Annotated in this window: 14 protein-coding genes, 6 tRNA genes and 2 pseudogenes; 5 read left to right on the top strand and 17 right to left on the bottom strand. The window is 62.2% G+C overall.

The annotated features are described in order from the left end of the window. Positions 1-34: 34 nt before the first annotated feature. Genes DM872_RS02000 through leuC form a run of 3 tightly spaced genes read right to left on the bottom strand, consistent with a single transcriptional unit; the run spans position 35 to position 2,900 of the window. Positions 35-799: a class I SAM-dependent methyltransferase gene (locus tag DM872_RS02000; protein ID WP_179057872.1), complete on the bottom strand. Its 765-nt coding sequence runs from the start codon at positions 797-799 to the stop codon at positions 35-37. A 16-nt stretch (positions 800-815) separates the two neighbouring features. Further along, positions 816-1,460: a 3-isopropylmalate dehydratase small subunit gene (gene leuD, locus DM872_RS01995; RefSeq protein ID WP_179057871.1), complete on the bottom strand. Its 645-nt coding sequence runs from the start codon at positions 1,458-1,460 to the stop codon at positions 816-818. Between the two features lie 15 nt (positions 1,461-1,475). Next, positions 1,476-2,900 (bottom strand): 3-isopropylmalate dehydratase large subunit, encoded by a 1,425-nt coding sequence (leuC, locus tag DM872_RS01990; protein WP_179057870.1) that lies wholly within the window; start codon positions 2,898-2,900, stop codon positions 1,476-1,478. Positions 2,901-3,066: 166 nt separating this feature from the next. On the opposite strand from leuC, the gene DM872_RS01985 reads away from it, so the two are divergent. Beyond that, positions 3,067-3,954 (top strand): LysR family transcriptional regulator, encoded by an 888-nt coding sequence (locus DM872_RS01985; protein WP_077525439.1) that lies wholly within the window; start codon positions 3,067-3,069, stop codon positions 3,952-3,954. A 218-nt stretch (positions 3,955-4,172) separates the two neighbouring features. Continuing rightward, positions 4,173-4,919: pseudogene (locus DM872_RS01980) on the top strand (PAS domain-containing protein); the annotation flags it as partial. Between the two features lie 532 nt (positions 4,920-5,451). Here DM872_RS01980 and DM872_RS01975 read toward each other — a convergent pair. Then, positions 5,452-5,868, bottom strand: a complete 417-nt coding sequence (locus DM872_RS01975) for a RidA family protein (RefSeq protein WP_179057869.1) — start codon at positions 5,866-5,868, stop codon at positions 5,452-5,454. Positions 5,869-6,010: 142 nt separating this feature from the next. Here DM872_RS01975 and DM872_RS01970 point away from each other — a divergent pair. Then, positions 6,011-6,713, top strand: a pseudogene (locus tag DM872_RS01970) (putative bifunctional diguanylate cyclase/phosphodiesterase); the annotation flags it as partial. Between the two features lie 60 nt (positions 6,714-6,773). Here DM872_RS01970 and DM872_RS01965 read toward each other — a convergent pair. Next, positions 6,774-7,220 (bottom strand): Hsp20 family protein, encoded by a 447-nt coding sequence (locus DM872_RS01965; protein WP_179057868.1) that lies wholly within the window; start codon positions 7,218-7,220, stop codon positions 6,774-6,776. A 112-nt stretch (positions 7,221-7,332) separates the two neighbouring features. Between DM872_RS01965 and DM872_RS01960 the strand changes: the two genes are divergently transcribed. Next, positions 7,333-8,079: an SDR family oxidoreductase gene (locus DM872_RS01960; RefSeq protein ID WP_179057867.1), complete on the top strand. Its 747-nt coding sequence runs from the start codon at positions 7,333-7,335 to the stop codon at positions 8,077-8,079. Here DM872_RS01960 and DM872_RS01955 read toward each other — a convergent pair. Then, entirely contained in the window at positions 8,076-9,056 is a 981-nt protein-coding gene (locus DM872_RS01955; protein WP_179057866.1) for a tRNA dihydrouridine synthase, read from the bottom strand. The genes DM872_RS01960 and DM872_RS01955 overlap by 4 nt on opposite strands. Positions 9,057-9,182: 126 nt before the next feature. On the opposite strand from DM872_RS01955, the gene DM872_RS01950 reads away from it, so the two are divergent. Beyond that, the gene (locus tag DM872_RS01950; protein WP_179057865.1) at positions 9,183-9,575 is read left to right on the top strand and encodes a hypothetical protein; all 393 of its coding nucleotides are present in this window, start codon (positions 9,183-9,185) and stop codon (positions 9,573-9,575) included. Between the two features lie 3 nt (positions 9,576-9,578). On the opposite strand, the gene DM872_RS01945 is transcribed toward DM872_RS01950, so the two are convergent. From DM872_RS01945 to gltX, 11 genes are all read right to left on the bottom strand, one after another. Continuing rightward, positions 9,579-10,028, bottom strand: coding sequence for an acyl-CoA thioesterase (locus tag DM872_RS01945; protein WP_179057864.1), 450 nt, complete (start codon positions 10,026-10,028; stop codon positions 9,579-9,581). After that, positions 10,025-10,675, bottom strand: coding sequence for a bifunctional 4-hydroxy-2-oxoglutarate aldolase/2-dehydro-3-deoxy-phosphogluconate aldolase (locus DM872_RS01940; RefSeq protein ID WP_077525284.1), 651 nt, complete (start codon positions 10,673-10,675; stop codon positions 10,025-10,027). The genes DM872_RS01945 and DM872_RS01940 overlap by 4 nt, the downstream gene beginning before the upstream one ends. Before the next feature lie 101 nt (positions 10,676-10,776). Further along, positions 10,777-11,619 carry an alpha/beta hydrolase gene (locus tag DM872_RS01935; RefSeq protein ID WP_179057863.1) on the bottom strand — a complete coding sequence of 281 codons (843 nt, stop codon included), beginning with the start codon at positions 11,617-11,619 and terminating at the stop codon, positions 10,777-10,779. A gap of 11 nt (positions 11,620-11,630) precedes the next feature. After that, complete coding sequence (locus DM872_RS01930) at positions 11,631-12,170, bottom strand: TetR/AcrR family transcriptional regulator (RefSeq protein ID WP_179057862.1); 540 nt, start codon at positions 12,168-12,170, stop codon at positions 11,631-11,633. 163 nt (positions 12,171-12,333) lie between these two features. Next, positions 12,334-12,409, bottom strand: a tRNA-Glu gene (locus tag DM872_RS01925). A gap of 63 nt (positions 12,410-12,472) precedes the next feature. Further along, a tRNA-Ala gene (locus DM872_RS01920) sits at positions 12,473-12,548 on the bottom strand. A 43-nt stretch (positions 12,549-12,591) separates the two neighbouring features. Then, a tRNA-Glu gene (locus tag DM872_RS01915) sits at positions 12,592-12,667 on the bottom strand. Positions 12,668-12,730: 63 nt separating this feature from the next. Beyond that, positions 12,731-12,806: transfer RNA gene (locus DM872_RS01910), tRNA-Ala, on the bottom strand. Positions 12,807-12,849: 43 nt separating this feature from the next. After that, positions 12,850-12,925, bottom strand: a tRNA-Glu gene (locus DM872_RS01905). Positions 12,926-12,964: 39 nt separating this feature from the next. Further along, a tRNA-Ala gene (locus DM872_RS01900) sits at positions 12,965-13,040 on the bottom strand. Between the two features lie 146 nt (positions 13,041-13,186). Then, entirely contained in the window at positions 13,187-14,668 is a 1,482-nt protein-coding gene (gltX, locus tag DM872_RS01895; protein WP_179057861.1) for a glutamate--tRNA ligase, read from the bottom strand. Position 14,669: the final 1 nt, after the last annotated feature.

Genomic DNA, 14,669 nt, shown 5'->3' with positions numbered 1-14,669 from the left:
CTCGTTAGGCGCACTCCGCGCCATGCAATTCGTTCTAGCGTTCGGCCCAGAGCACCAGGACATCGGTACTGAAGGAGCCGTCCGCGGCAATCTCGAAATACTCGCGAACCTCATCGCCCACTGCGTTCTGCAAGGCCAGGATCGCCTCGCGAAACACCATCGGCGTGCGCATGCGCTCGACCCAGGACCTGTACTCCAGGCGCAGGCGCTGGCGGGCATGGCTTCGGGTAGCCAGACCGGCCTCGGCCACCTGGCGCAGCCACTCGGCGGGCGAGTAGTTGCGTACGTGGCTGGTGTCGCGCAGCACTTCCACGGCCTGCAGGTGGGTGTCCAACAATGGGCGACCCGGCGAAGCGACGTCGATGAAGGCTGCCACGCCGCCCGGCTTCAGCACCCGCCGCACTTCACGCAGGGCTACGCCCAGGTCGCTCCAGTGGTGCGCCGAATATCGGCTGAAGACGAAATCGAAGCTGGCATCGGCAAACGGCAGCGCTTCAGCCACCCCTTGCTGCGTGACGACATTGCCGTGTCCACGCTGCGCAGCGGCACTCGCCACTACGTCAAGCATCTGCACGGAGAGATCGTACGCAACGACTTCACCGACCAACGGCGCCACATTAAAGGCCACATGACCAGCACCGCAGCCGAGGTCGAGCACACGCGCATCGCGGCGTCCGCCCACTTCAGCCTGCAGCAGGGCGAACTCGGCGCCATGGGCATGCACAGCACTGCTCAGGTAGGCAGCGGCCTGTTCACCGAACTGACTCTGGACTACCTGCTCATGGGCCTTGTCGTTCACTTCGTGCTCCTGGATATCAGGCGTCGCGGAACAGCCAGGGGTTGTCCTGGCGGTGTTTGCCTTCGAAGGTCTTGATCGCTTCGGCGTCCTGCAGGGTCAGGCCGATGTCGTCCAGACCGTTGAGCAGGCAGTGCTTGCGGAACGCATCCACCTCGAAGCTGTACTGCTTGCCATCCGGACGGGTGACGGTCTGCGCGGCGAGGTCAACGGTGAGCTGGTAGCCCTCGGTGGCCTCGCACTGCTGGAAGAGCTCGTCGACTTCTTCGTCTTTCAGGATGATCGGCAGCAAGCCGTTCTTGAAGCTGTTGTTGAAGAAGATGTCGGCGTAGCTCGGCGCGATGATCGCGCGGAAGCCGTACTCTTCAAGTGCCCACGGGGCGTGCTCGCGGGAGGAGCCGCAACCGAAGTTTTCGCGGGCGAGCAGCACGCTGGCGCCCTGGAAGCGCGGGAAGTTCAGCACGAAGTCCTTGTTCACCGGACGCTTGGAGTTGTCCTGGTTGGGCTGCCCCACATCCAGGTAGCGCCATTCGTCGAACAGGTTCGGGCCAAAGCCGGTGCGTTTGATCGACTTGAGGAACTGCTTGGGAATGATCTGATCGGTGTCGACGTTGGCGCGATCCAGCGGAGCGACGAGACCGGTGTGTTGGGTAAAGGCTTTCATCTCGACTCTCCTTCCTTACTTGAGCAGCTCGCGAACATCGACAAAACGGCCGGTTACCGCAGCGGCGGCGGCCATGGCCGGGCTGACCAGGTGGGTACGACCACCCGCGCCCTGACGACCCTCGAAGTTGCGGTTGGAGGTGGAGGCGCAATGCTCGCCACTCTCCAGGCGGTCCGGGTTCATTGCCAGGCACATGGAGCAGCCCGGCTCGCGCCATTCGAAGCCCGCCTCGAGGAAGATCTTGTCCAGGCCTTCCTTTTCGGCCTGTTGCTTCACCAGGCCGGAGCCCGGCACCACCAGCGCCTGCTTGACGGTGGCGGCGACTTTGCGACCCTTGGCGACTTCTGCGGCTGCGCGCAGGTCTTCGATACGCGAGTTGGTGCAGGAACCGATGAAGACACGGTCCAGCTGGATATCGGTGATCGCCTGGTTGGCGGCGAGGCCCATGTACTTCAGCGCGCGCTCGATGGAACCGCGCTTGACCGGATCGGCTTCAGCGGCCGGGTCCGGCACGCGCTGGTCGACCGGCAGCACCATCTCCGGCGAAGTACCCCAGCTCACCTGCGGCTTGATGTCTTCGGCACGCAGTTCGACCACGGTATCGAAGTGCGCGTCGGAATCGGACACCAGGTCGCGCCAGGCGGCCACGGCCTTGTCCCAGTCAGCGCCCTTCGGCGCGAAGGGGCGACCTTCGACGTAGGCGATGGTCTTTTCGTCCACCGCCACCAAGCCGACACGGGCACCGGCTTCGATGGACATGTTGCAAATGGTCATGCGGCCTTCGACGGACAGGTCACGGATGGCGCTGCCAGCGAATTCCAGGGCATGGCCATTGCCGCCAGCGGTGCCGATCTTGCCGATAACGGCCAGCACGATGTCCTTCGCGGTGACGCCGGCGGGCAGCTTGCCCTCCACGCGCACCTGCATGTTCTTCATCTTCTTCGCCACCAGGCACTGGGTAGCCAGCACATGCTCGACCTCGGAGGTGCCGATGCCGTGGGCCAGCGCACCGAAGGCGCCGTGGGTGGAGGTGTGGGAATCGCCGCAGACCACGGTCATCCCCGGCAGGGTGGCGCCCTGCTCCGGGCCGACCACGTGGACGATGCCCTGGCGCACGTCGTTCATCTTGAACTCGAGGATGCCGAAGTCATCGCAGTTCTCATCCAGGGTCTTGACCTGGATGCGCGACACTTCATCGGCGATGGCTTCGAGGCCGCCCTGGCGCTCGGCGCGGGTGGTCGGCACGTTGTGGTCCGGAGTGGCGATGTTGGCGTCGATGCGCCAGGGCTTGCGACTCGCCAGACGCAGCCCTTCGAAGGCCTGCGGCGAGGTCACTTCGTGAAGGATGTGACGGTCGATGTAGATCAGCGACGAACCATCGTCGCGGCGCTTCACCTCGTGAGCATCCCAGAGCTTGTCGTAGAGCGTCTTGCCGGCCATCGTCAGGTCCTCATCAGCTTGTTTCTGTGCGCAGGGGTCAAAAGCCCCTTTTGCTTGTGGGGACGATCGTAGGGGCTTGCATCCAATAACTCAAATTCATATTTTTTATTTAAAGCATTCCACTAAGGAATGCAGATCCTAGCGGCACAACCCGTGGAGCCCAGATATGGATTTGGCCAGCCTCAATGCTTTCATCGCCATCGCCGAGACCGGCAGCTTCTCCGAAGCCGGGGAACGCCTGCACCTGACCCAGCCTGCGGTGAGCAAGCGCATCGCCTCGCTGGAACAGCAGCTCAGTGTGCGCCTGTTCGACCGTCTGGGTCGCGAAGTAAGCTTGACCGAAGCCGGGCGCGCCCTGCTCCCGCGCGCCTACCAGATCCTCAATGTGCTGGATGACACCCGCCGTGCGCTGAGCAACCTGTCCGGTGATATCAGCGGCCGCCTGACCCTGGCCACCAGCCACCACATCGGCCTGCACCGCCTGCCGCCACTGCTACGCGCCTTTACCCGCGCCTACCCTCAAGTGGCCCTGGACATCCAGTTCCTCGATTCGGAAGTGGCCTATGAGGAAATCCTCCACGGCCGCGTGGAACTGGCGGTGATCACCCTCGCACCGGAAACCGCGCTGCCCGTGCAGGCGGTGCCGGTCTGGAACGACCCGCTGGATTTCGTCGCTGCGCCAGAACATCCCCTGGCCCGCGACAAGACCATCTTCCTTCCCGACGTGGCGCGGCATCCGGCGGTATTCCCGGGCGGCAACACCTTCACCCACCACATCGTCCGCCGCATGTTCGAGGCCGAGGGCCTGATGCCGAACATCGCCATGAGCACCAACTACATGGAGACCATCAAGATGATGGTTTCCATCGGCATCGCCTGGAGCGTGCTGCCGCGCACCATGCTCGACGACTCGGTGGTACGCCTGCCCCTGCAGGACATCCAGCTGTCGCGCCAGCTCGGCTACATCCTGCATACCGAGCGCACCCTGTCCAACGCCGCCAAGGCCTTCATGGCGCTGCTGGATGCGCAACGCGACGACCTTGCGTATCTGTGAGGGCAAAGGATAAGTTGAGCCGCATCACATAAGAAAAGGGCCGGGAAGGCAGCTGCAAACTTCCGCCTTTCACCGGCCCGAATATCTGCTCTATCGACGGAAAGGGGCCGCGCCGAACGGCGCCCGGTTGGGGCCTGGTCCTGGGACATCGATTCCGGCCAGGTCAACTGGTCCCGCGGCACCCAGGCCTGGACCCTCACCGTCCGCTGCGCCACCCAGTGAATTACATCCAGCTGATCCCCGAGGACGATCGCGTCGAAGTACTGCGCCTGTTCCGCGAAGTGCTCGACGGCCGCCAATCCGAACGCGCCATGCGGCACCGCATCCGCGGGCCCGATGGCACGCTGCATTGGCTGGAGATCAGCGGCAGCCTGCAGCCCACGACTGACGGCCGACGCCGCATGATCGGCGTGATCCGCGACGTCACCCAGCAACAGCAGCGCGCCCAGGGCCTGGCCACCTCCCGGCAGCGTTACTCCAGCCTGTTCCACCTGAGCCCGGACGTCGTGCTGCTGGTCCGCCTCACCGACAGCCTGATAGTCGAGGCCAACCAGGACTTCGAGCACGTACTGGGCTGGCCGGTGTCAGAAACCATCGGCCGCACCACCCTGGAGTTGAGCATCTGGGTAGACCTCGAGCAGCGCGAGTGGCTGCTGCGTAATGCGCGCAACAGTGGCGCGCCGATCTCCCAGGAAGTGAAACTGCGCACGCGCAACGGAGGCATTCTGGACGGCGTGCTCTCTAGCCAGTACATCGAACTGGAAGATCAGCCGTTCGCGATCAGTACCTTCCTCGACACCACCGCACGCAAGCGCGCCGAGAACGCCCTATGCAGCAGCGAGGAGAAGTTCGCCAAGGCTTTCCGCAGCACGCCCGATGCGGTGGTGATCACCGACCGCGCCAGTGGTTGCTTCATGGAAGTGAACGTCGGCTTCGAGCGCCAGTTCGGCTGGAGCCAGGATGAAACCATCGGCCATAGCTCCCTGGAACTGGGCATCTGGGAGGATCCGGCGCAGCGTCATCTGGATGGCGTTACGCCCCGAATCCTTGGCGCGGTACAGGGCGATGTCGGCGATCACTACCTGACCCGGCAATTGCAGCCGGTGGCCGATGCCATTCTGCCGGTCGTGCAGGATGATTTCAGCGCATTGATCGATCGGCAGCTAGGGCTGTTTTAATGGCGTGAATGACATAATTGAGCCAGGCCAGGGCCGGTGGGAGATTCTATGGTTGTGGGCAAGCCAATTTCCCGCTTTTTGTACGACCGTCGGGGCCAGCGGGCCGAGGAATCACCCACCTTTAAAGTGAAGTACTGAAGGTGGCAACGCGATGTTTCCGTAATCGTTAAGTTGCGGGCCGTTGATAGGCAAAGAAAGAGCGGCCCTTGGCCGACCGCCCTTTTTACTTGCGCGTTGTTGGTTGTAAGCGGTCCTCGATGATATTTAGAAAGCAGAGATGGGAACTATCATTTACCGCTATCAACGGTGCCGGATAGGATTATTGCGACTTCCTGGGCTTGGCCGAGACGGCTTCAATTTCGAAGTGCATGGTTCCCATAGCCAGTCCGCTTACTCCAACAAGAGTATGGGTTGGTGGATTTTCACCCCAGGTTCTTTTTACCACAGCCGCCAACTCCGCGGTTTTTTCTTCGTTGATATCAACGATATAGGTTCTGATTTGAATGACCGAGGCGAAGTCATGTCCTGCAGACTCCAAGGCGGACTTCAGATTGTCAAAGGATCTTTTAACCTGTTGAGGGAATTCGATGTTGGGTACTGTTCCATCGGTATTCGATGCCCACTGTCCAGAAATAAGGACGAAATCATAATCATTGGGTGAAATGGCTATAACATGACTATAGCCAAAAGGCACTGGGTTATGGATTTTTTCGGGATTTAAAAACTTATGAGACATTTTATTTACCTATGGGTTAGATAGTTTTTAATTACCGCCGCAAGCATTTCAATTATCAGTAGGAATAAATTACCGGTAAATCCCCATTTACAGAACTTGACTTACTCCAAATCGAAACTTTTATTCAGCTGTAGCGCACTAAATAGTCGGCGCCGAGGCCCTGCTCCGCTGGCAGCATCCGCCCCTGAGGCCACAGCCCCCCCGGTCATTTCATCCAGGTGCTGGAAGAAAGCGGCCTGATCCTCGACGTCGGTGCCTGGGTGTTGGACGAGGCGTGCAACGCCTGCGAACAGCTGCTCGCCGAGGGCCTGGTCAACGCCAGGGATTTCGGCCTCTGCGTGAACATCAGCCCCCGGCAGTTCCGCCAGAGCGACTTCGTCGAGCGTGTGGAACGCGCCCTGCATCGGAGCCAGCTCCCCGCCCAGTTGCTGAAACTGGAGGTCACCGAAGGCATCGTCATCCAGAAGATCGAGGACACCATCGGCAAAATGCGCCGCCTGAAGAAACTGGGCGCCAGCTTCGCCATGGACGACTTCGGCACCGGTTACTCTTCGCTGACCTACCTGAAACGGTTACCGGTCGACGCGCTGAAGATCGACCAGTCCTTCGTTCGCGACGCCACCCAGGACCCCAACGATGCGGAGATCATTCGTGCCATCGTCGCCATGACGCGCAGCCTGGGGCTGGAAATCATCGCCGAGGGCGTGGAGCGCGACGAGCAGTTGGCCTTCCTCGAGCAACAGGGCTGCAACCTGTACCAGGGTTATCTGTACAGCAAACCGGTGCCACTGGCGGCGTTCCGCGCCCTGTTGGAGCACAGCCAGCAACGACCTTCACCCGTCTGAAGCCGGCACAAAAAAGGGCGCCCGTAGGCGCCCTCTCTTTTTCGGGGGGAAGCCAGGAGATCAGTTCTCCAGCACTGCACGGTGCCCGTTGATCGGGATGCGCTTGGCCTTGGCCTCTTCCGGCACTATGCGAACCAGGTCGACGTTCAGCAGGCCGTTCTGCAGGGCAGCAGCCTTGACTTCGATGTGGTCGGCCAGGCGGAAGGACAGCTTGAAAGCGCGCTGGGCGATGCCGTGATGTAGATAGGTGACGGACTCGTCGCTCTTCTCGCGCTTGCCGCCACCGACAGTCAGCACACCGCGCTCCACCTGGAGTTCCAGGTCTTCTTCCTGGAAGCCGGCCACGGCAATGACGATACGGTACTGGTCGTCACCGTGCTTCTCGACGTTGTAGGGCGGATAGGTGCTGCCGCCTTCATTGCGCAGGGCGGATTCGAACAGGTCATTGAAGCGGTCGAAGCCCACGGAATGGCGGAACAGAGGGGCGAGGGAAAATGCAGTGCTCATGTAGATCTCCTGAATAATCAGCAAGTATTTCGAGTGCGGGACCCGACTTCGGCATCCCGCAGTAACCTAGATATGGACGCTCGAAAACATTTCAAGCCCCTAAGGAAATCCCATGCAGAAAGTCATGCTGATCACGGGCGCGAGTCGTGGCATCGGTGCCGCCACGGCCCGCCTCGCGGCACAACGCGGTTATGCCCTGGGCATCAACTACCGACAGCAGCAGGAAGCAGCCGAAACCCTGGCGCGTGAAATCGAATCCACCGGCGGTCGCGCCCTCCTCCTGCGCGCGGATGTCGGTGATGAATCCCAGGTGGTGGACATGTTCGAACGCCTGGATCAGGAATTCGGGCGGCTGGATGTGCTGGTCAACAACGCCGGCATGCTGGAGCGCCAGATGCGCCTGGAGGACATGGACGCGGCTCGGTTCGAGCGGGTACTGCGGGCCAATGTGGTGGGCAGCTTCCTCTGCGCGCGGGAAGCCATCAAGCGCATGTCGACGCGGCATGGCGGCCAGGGCGGCGCCATCGTCAACCTGTCATCCATTGCCGCGCGCATCGGTGCGCCCAATGAGTACATCGACTACGCAGCGGCCAAGGGGGCCGTCGACAGCATGACCCTGGGACTGGCCAAGGAGCTGGCGGCGGAAGGGATTCGCGTCAATGCGGTGCGCCCTGGCGTGATACGTACCGAAATCCACGCCAGCGGCGGCGAACCGGACCGGGTCGAGCGGGTGCGCCAGTCGGTGCCCATGGGCAGAGGTGGCGAAGCGGAGGAAGTGGCTGCAGCGATTCTATGGCTGGCCAGCGAGGAAGCGTCCTATACCAGCGGCAGCTTCCTCGATGTCTCTGGCGGCCGCTAGGCGCAGACGGCTTCTGTCCATTCCCGTTGCAGGTCCGGGACGCCAAGCAAGGCGTCGATCCGGGCGCAGTCATTCTCCCGGCGCACCTCGGCGAATAGCGCGACCGCTTCGGGATAGCTGCGAGTGAGCATGCCCAGCCACTGCTTCAGGCGCCCTGGCGCATAGCGCGGAGCGAGCTTGCGCCGGGCCTGGCGCCAGAAATCCTGAAGCATCGGCTGCAACTCCGCCCAGGTCATGTCCACCACCGGCTCGCCAGCCCGCGCCGCAGCGATCTGCCGCGCCAGGTCCGGTCGCGACACAAGGCCACGACCCAGCATGATGTCTTCCACGCCACTCACTTCGCGGCAGCGGCGCCAATCAGCCAGGGTCCAGACCTCGCCGTTGGCGAACACCGGCACCTTGACCGCATCCTGCACCCGCGCCACCCACTCCCAGTGCGCCGGCGGCTTGTAGCCTTCGACCTTGGTCCGTGCATGCACCACGATCTGCTGGGCACCGCCGTCGGCCAGCGCTCGCGCGCAATCCAGGGCAACATCGGGGCTGTCAAAACCGAGGCGCATCTTCGCAGTCACCGGAATGTCCGCCGGCACGGCGCGGCGCACCTCGCACAGGATCGCATGGAGCAGTTCGGGCTCCTTGAGCAGCACAGCGCCGCCGCGCGACTTGTTCACCGTCTTGGCCGGGCAGCCGAAGTTGAGGTCGATCACCGGCGCGCCGAGCTCGCAGGCAAAGGCTGCGTTTTCCGCCAGGCAAACCGGGTCGGAACCCAGCAATTGCACGCGCATGGGCGTACCGGCACGTGTGCGGGCGCCATCGGCCAGTTCGGGGCCCAACTTCTCGAAGGTGCTGGCCGCCAACAGGCGGTCGCAAACCCGGATGAATTCGGTCACGCACCAGTCGATGCCACCGACACGGGTCAGCACATCGCGAAGGATTTCGTCGACCAGCCCTTCCATCGGGGCCAGGGCGATTTGCATGGATGACAGGCTCACAGGAAAAAGGCGCGTAGTTTACGCAGCATGACGGACGGCGAATATCCCGGGGAGCATCCGGCGGGACTGGTGGTCGAAATTTCTCCGATTCAGCGCAGGAGAAACGCCACGATGAATTCGCTCGTACCCGTCCTTGCCGCACTCACGCTGGCTTCCACGGTGGTTTTCGCCGCCAGCGAGGCGATCCTGGCGTCGCCGCGACAACCGGTACCGGACGCCATTGGCGAACTTCTGGTCAGCCGCGATGAGAACACCCCGAACGCCTGCGACATCGACCTCTACGTGCAGAACGAACTCGTGGCGAAGATAGCGCCCGGCCAGTCGGTCAGTATTCCGGTACCCGCGGGCGAGGTCGCGCTGAGAGTGGCGCAGAGCGGTTCCGGCTACTGTGCCGGGCTGTTTGCCGGCGACCCGCAGTCGGCCGTCTTCCAGCCCGGCGAAGTCCGTCACTTTCGTATCGTCCAGGACCAGCACGAGGTGTTCCTCGCGCCGGTAGAGGGGTGAGCCTCAGAGCTCCAGCGGAAACGGCGGCTGCAGCGCCTGGCCATACCCTTCGACGAACTCCGTCGGCATACGCTTCGGCCTGCCGGAGGAGAGCTCGATGCAGACGAAGGTGGTTTTCGCCCGCAACAGGGTGGCGCCATCTTCCGGTCGCACCAGCTGGAAGCGCCGATCCATCTTGAGGCGCTGATCCGACTCCACGATCCACGTTGCCATCTGCAGCTCCTGGCCCTCGTAAGCTGCGGCAAGGTAGTCGATCTCATGTCGCAGCACTGCCATGGCGCGGTCCAGCCGGCGGTATTCGGCCAGGTCCAGCCCCAGGTTCTGGGAATGCCGCCAGGCACAACGTTCCAGCCAGCTGACGTATACGGCGTTGTTGGCATGACCCAGGCCGTCGATGTCGTCAGCACCTACCTTGATATCGATGACGAAGGGATTGGGCATGTCCCAGTTCATGGATGCTGCTCCAGGTTGCTGGCCAGTTCGCGGGCCTCGGTGGCGAGTTGAGTGATCTGGTCCCAGGCGCGGGCACGGATCAGGCTCGAAGGCGCGATCCAGGTGCCACCCACGCAGGCCACATTGGGCAGGCGCAGGAAACTGGGCAGGTTGTCGGGGGTAACGCCGCCGGTAGGGCAGAAACGGATGCCAGTGAACGGCCCCTTGAGGCTTTTCAGCATCTTCACGCTGCCATTTCCGTTGGCCGGGAACAGTTTGAGCGAGCGATAGCCGTACTCCAGCGCCAGCAGCACTTCGGAGGGCGTCATCACACCAGGCAGGTACGGCAGGCCGGAATCCTCGGCGGCCGCTGCGAGACGCTCGGTACATCCGGGGCTGACGGCAAAATGCGCCCCGGCATCGCGCGCCTCGAGGAATTGTTCGGTGTGGATCAAGGTGCCAGCGCCCACCAGCAGGTCCGGAAACTCCTTGCGGATTGCCGCCAGCGCATCCAGCGCCCGTGGCGTACGCAAGGTGACCTCCAGCACTTCGACGCCACCAGCACTCAGTGCCCCGGCGAGGTCCAGCGCCAGCCCAGTATCCTCGATCACCAGCACGGGCAGAACCGGTCGCGCCCGCTGCAGCACCACATCCATCGTCAGGCTCATGTCAGTTCTCCACATTGCAAGATCCCCGGCTCATTGTCGCAAGCGACAATGAGCCGTTGAACGTTGGAAGTAGAGCACTGTCGGCAGGTCACCTGCCAGCCTCAACGCAGAGCTTCTGTCGCGATGCGGACCTCCTGAACCTGTTCCAGCAGGGTGAGCACGGCCTGGATCACTCGACTATCGGCGAGCAGACGCTGGTGGCCACCCTGCTCCAGTCTCAGCAACTGGCTGTCGAACCACGCATCATGAATGACCTGGCTATCGGCGACCGGCACCAGCAGGTCGTCCTCGGCATGCACGACCAATCCGGGTATTTCCAGCTGATAGCGCTCCACGTCGAGATGGGCAACGGGTATGCCCGCGTGCCGCTCCACCTGGTTGACGAAATGTGCTCGCGCTTTTGCCGGCAGCCCCATCATTCGGGCGAAGCTACGCAGCGGTCCAAGAATTCGGCTGGGGCCCGAGATGCTCACCAGGGCCTTGGCTCGCAACCCCATCTGGCTGGCCAACAGGACACTTGCAGCACCCATGGAGTGACCAATCACCGCATGCAGCGGCGGCAACTCTCCCGCAGCTTCCAGCAACGCCCGGGCGAAAAGCACCACATTCGCTTCGTGCCCGGGCGAGCGCCCATGGGCGGGACCATCCAGCGCCACCACACCATAGCCGGCCGCCACCAGTGCTTCGATCAGGCTGGCGAACTGGGTGGGGCGCCCTTCCCAACCATGCATCAGCAAGACGGTGGGACCGCTCCCCCAGCGCAGCGCGGATAGGCCAAAGCGCAGGGTGATCCGCTCGGAGCTGCCAAGCAGTTGCATCTCCCATTCCCGCGGCGCCCGGTTGCGGGGCGTCATGAATTGGCGGCGCGTGCGCCGGGCAACAGCCTGCGGCGCCAGACGACCCAGAGTGGCGTTCACGCCGCGAATGAGGCTCAGGTTATTCATCATCTGGCTCCTTAAATGACCGCCGACTTGGCGGCACGCAATACTCGATCAGACAGATCACCCTCGCCCAAGGCCCGCGCCAGCGCCAGGCCACCCACCATCAGCGCGATGTCGGCAAGTGCCTTATCGACCTCTTCGGGGCTGTCGCACATCCTGGCACTGAGCACTTCGAGGTGTTCCGCCAACAGCTCCCGGTACGCTCCCGGCAGTTGCGCCATCGCACCCAGGGAACTGGGTAGCGGGCAACCGGAGCGAGTGGCATCCCGGTGTTTGCGTGACAGGTAGAAACCCGCAGCGAGCGCACGCCGCTCAGCACCAGGGAGTCCCTGGTCAATCAACGCCACGAGATCCCGACGCTTTCGCAGCAGTTGCTTGAACACCTCCAGCATCAGGGCATCCTTGCTGGCGAAATGAGCGTAGAAACCGCCCACCGTCAGCCCGGCGGCCCCCATCACATCTGCGACGCCCGGCTCTTGCGGACCATGCTGCAACATGGCCGAGGCAGCCGCCTGAAGGATGCGCTCTCGGGTTTGGGCTTTTTTCTCGCTCATGTCAGCCTCCTTTCGAATTACAGTCATAATATTATTTGTGTAATACAAAATGGCAAGCTGGCTGAGAAGCCATTCGTCGGCACGGAAAGAGGGCTAGAAAAACAAAAGGGCCATCCCAAACTGGAATGACCCTTGAAAAGCCCGCAAAGCGGGAAATGAAAAGTGGCGTCCCCTAGGGGACTCGAACCCCTGTTACCGCCGTGAAAGGGCGGTGTCCTAGGCCACTAGACGAAGGGGACAAAACCTTCTGACAACAGGGCCAGCGCTTAGGCTGGCCCTTGTGATGCGTGGCGCATCGAGTTTGGTGGAGCTAGACGGGATCGAACCGTCGACCTCTTGCATGCCATGCAAGCGCTCTCCCAGCTGAGCTATAGCCCCGAATTACTTCGGCTGCACCGGCATGGCCGATGCTGCTGGAAAGTGGCGTCCCCTAGGGGACTCGAACCCCTGTTACCGCCGTGAAAGGGCGGTGTCCTAGGCCACTAGACGAAGGGGACAAAACCTTCTGACAACAGGGCCAGCTCTCAAGCTGGCCCTTGTGATGCGTGGCGCATCGTATTTGGTGGAGCTAGACGGGATCGAACCGTCGACCTCTTGCATGCCATGCAAGCGCTCTCCCAGCTGAGCTATAGCCCCGAATTACTTCGGCTGCACCGGCATGGCCGATGCTGCTGGAAAATGGCGTCCCCTAGGGGACTCGAACCCCTGTTACCGCCGTGAAAGGGCGGTGTCCTAGGCCACTAGACGAAGGGGACGAAACCTTCATGCCTTTTCGCGACCCACTCTTGAAAGAGTGGTGGAGCTAGACGGGATCGAACCGTCGACCTCTTGCATGCCATGCAAGCGCTCTCCCAGCTGAGCTATAGCCCCGTCGCGAGGACGGGGCGCATATTAGGGGCGCCCCCTCCTGCTGTCAACAATATTTTTTCTACAAACCGAACTTTTTTATCTGGAAGAACAAACACTTACCCGAGCTCGGTCGGCACAGGACTTTCCCCGGACCGACCGAAGGGCCATCAGGCGATGGCCGCGAGCAGCTTCTCCCACTCCTTGGATTCTTTCTTCGACACGCCGCCGAGAAGCTCGATGGCCTGACGCAGACGGAAGCGACTGAGATCAGCCCCCAGGATTTCCATGGCATCCAGCACCGAAACCGAACTGGCCTGCCCGGTGATGGCCGGGAACATCAGCGGCATCACATCTCGCAGCTTGAGCTCCAGGCTCTCGGCAACAGCCTGAATGCAGCCGGTGATGCGATCCTTTTCCCACTGACGCAAGGATTCCAGCTTCCACAGCACCAGTTGCATGACCTGGCGCACCTGGTCCGGGCTCAGCTTCTTGTGCTCGAACAGCTTGGCATCCAGCGGCACCGCGCCGGAGAAGAAGAAACCGGCCAATGGCGCAATCTGGCTGAACGTCTCCACCCTGCCCTGCACGTGCGGCGCGATGCGCATGAGGTACTCGGGGTTGAGCGCCCACTTCTGGATCTCGGCGGCGAAACGCTCCACCGGCAGTTCCCGGATCCACTGGCCGTTCAGCCAGGAGAGCTTTTCCAGATCGAAGATCGGACCGCCCAGCGAAATACGCGACAGATCGAAGTGCTCGACCATCTCCGCCAGGGAGAACTTCTCGCGCTCGTCCGGCATCGACCAGCCCATGCGCCCCAGGTAGTTGAGCATTGCTTCAGGCAGGAAGCCCATGCGCTCGTAGAAGGTGATGGAGGTAGGGTTCTTGCGCTTGGAGAGCTTGCTCTTGTCCGGATTGCGCAGCAGCGGCATGTAACAGAGCTTGGGCTGCTCCCAACCGAAGTACTCGTAGAGCTTGATCAGCTTGGGTGCCGAAGGCAGCCATTCTTCACCACGCAGGACATGGGTGATGCCCATCAGGTGGTCATCCACGACGTTGGCGAGGAAGTAGGTCGGCAGGCCGTCGGTCTTCATCAGGACCTGCATATCCATGCGATCCCACGGGATTTCGACATCACCACGGAGCATGTCCGGAACCACGCAGACGCCTTCGCTCGGCACCTTCATGCGCACGACATGGGGCTCACCGGCTGCGATGCGCTTGCCTGCCTCATCTTTGGAAAGATGCATGCAGTGGCCGTCGTAGCGCGGTGTTTCCTTACGCTCGGTCTGCTCGGCGCGCAGTTTGTCCAGGCGCTCGGCGGTGCAGAAGCACGGGAAGGCGTGGCCCTTGTCCACAAGTTCCTGGGAGTACTTCTTGTAAATCTCGCCGCGTTCGCTCTGGCGATACGGACCATGCGGGCCGCCAACGTCCGGACCTTCATCCCACTCAATACCGAGCCAGCGCAGAGCGTCATAGATCTGCTGCTCGGACTCGCGGGTGGAGCGCAACTGATCGGTGTCTTCGATGCGCAGGATGAACTGACCGCCGTGCTGGCGCGCGAAACACAGGTTGAACAGGGCGATGTAGGCGGTGCCCACGTGCGGGTCGCCGGTGGGCGACGGCGCGATACGGGTACGGACGGTGGTCATG

This window comes from Pseudomonas taiwanensis, from assembly GCF_013393345.1.
Classification (GTDB): Bacteria; Pseudomonadota; Gammaproteobacteria; order Pseudomonadales; family Pseudomonadaceae; genus Metapseudomonas; species Metapseudomonas resinovorans_C.
The sequence above is the reverse complement of the archived record's forward strand: the minus strand, read 5'-3'. Positions and strand labels throughout refer to the sequence as shown.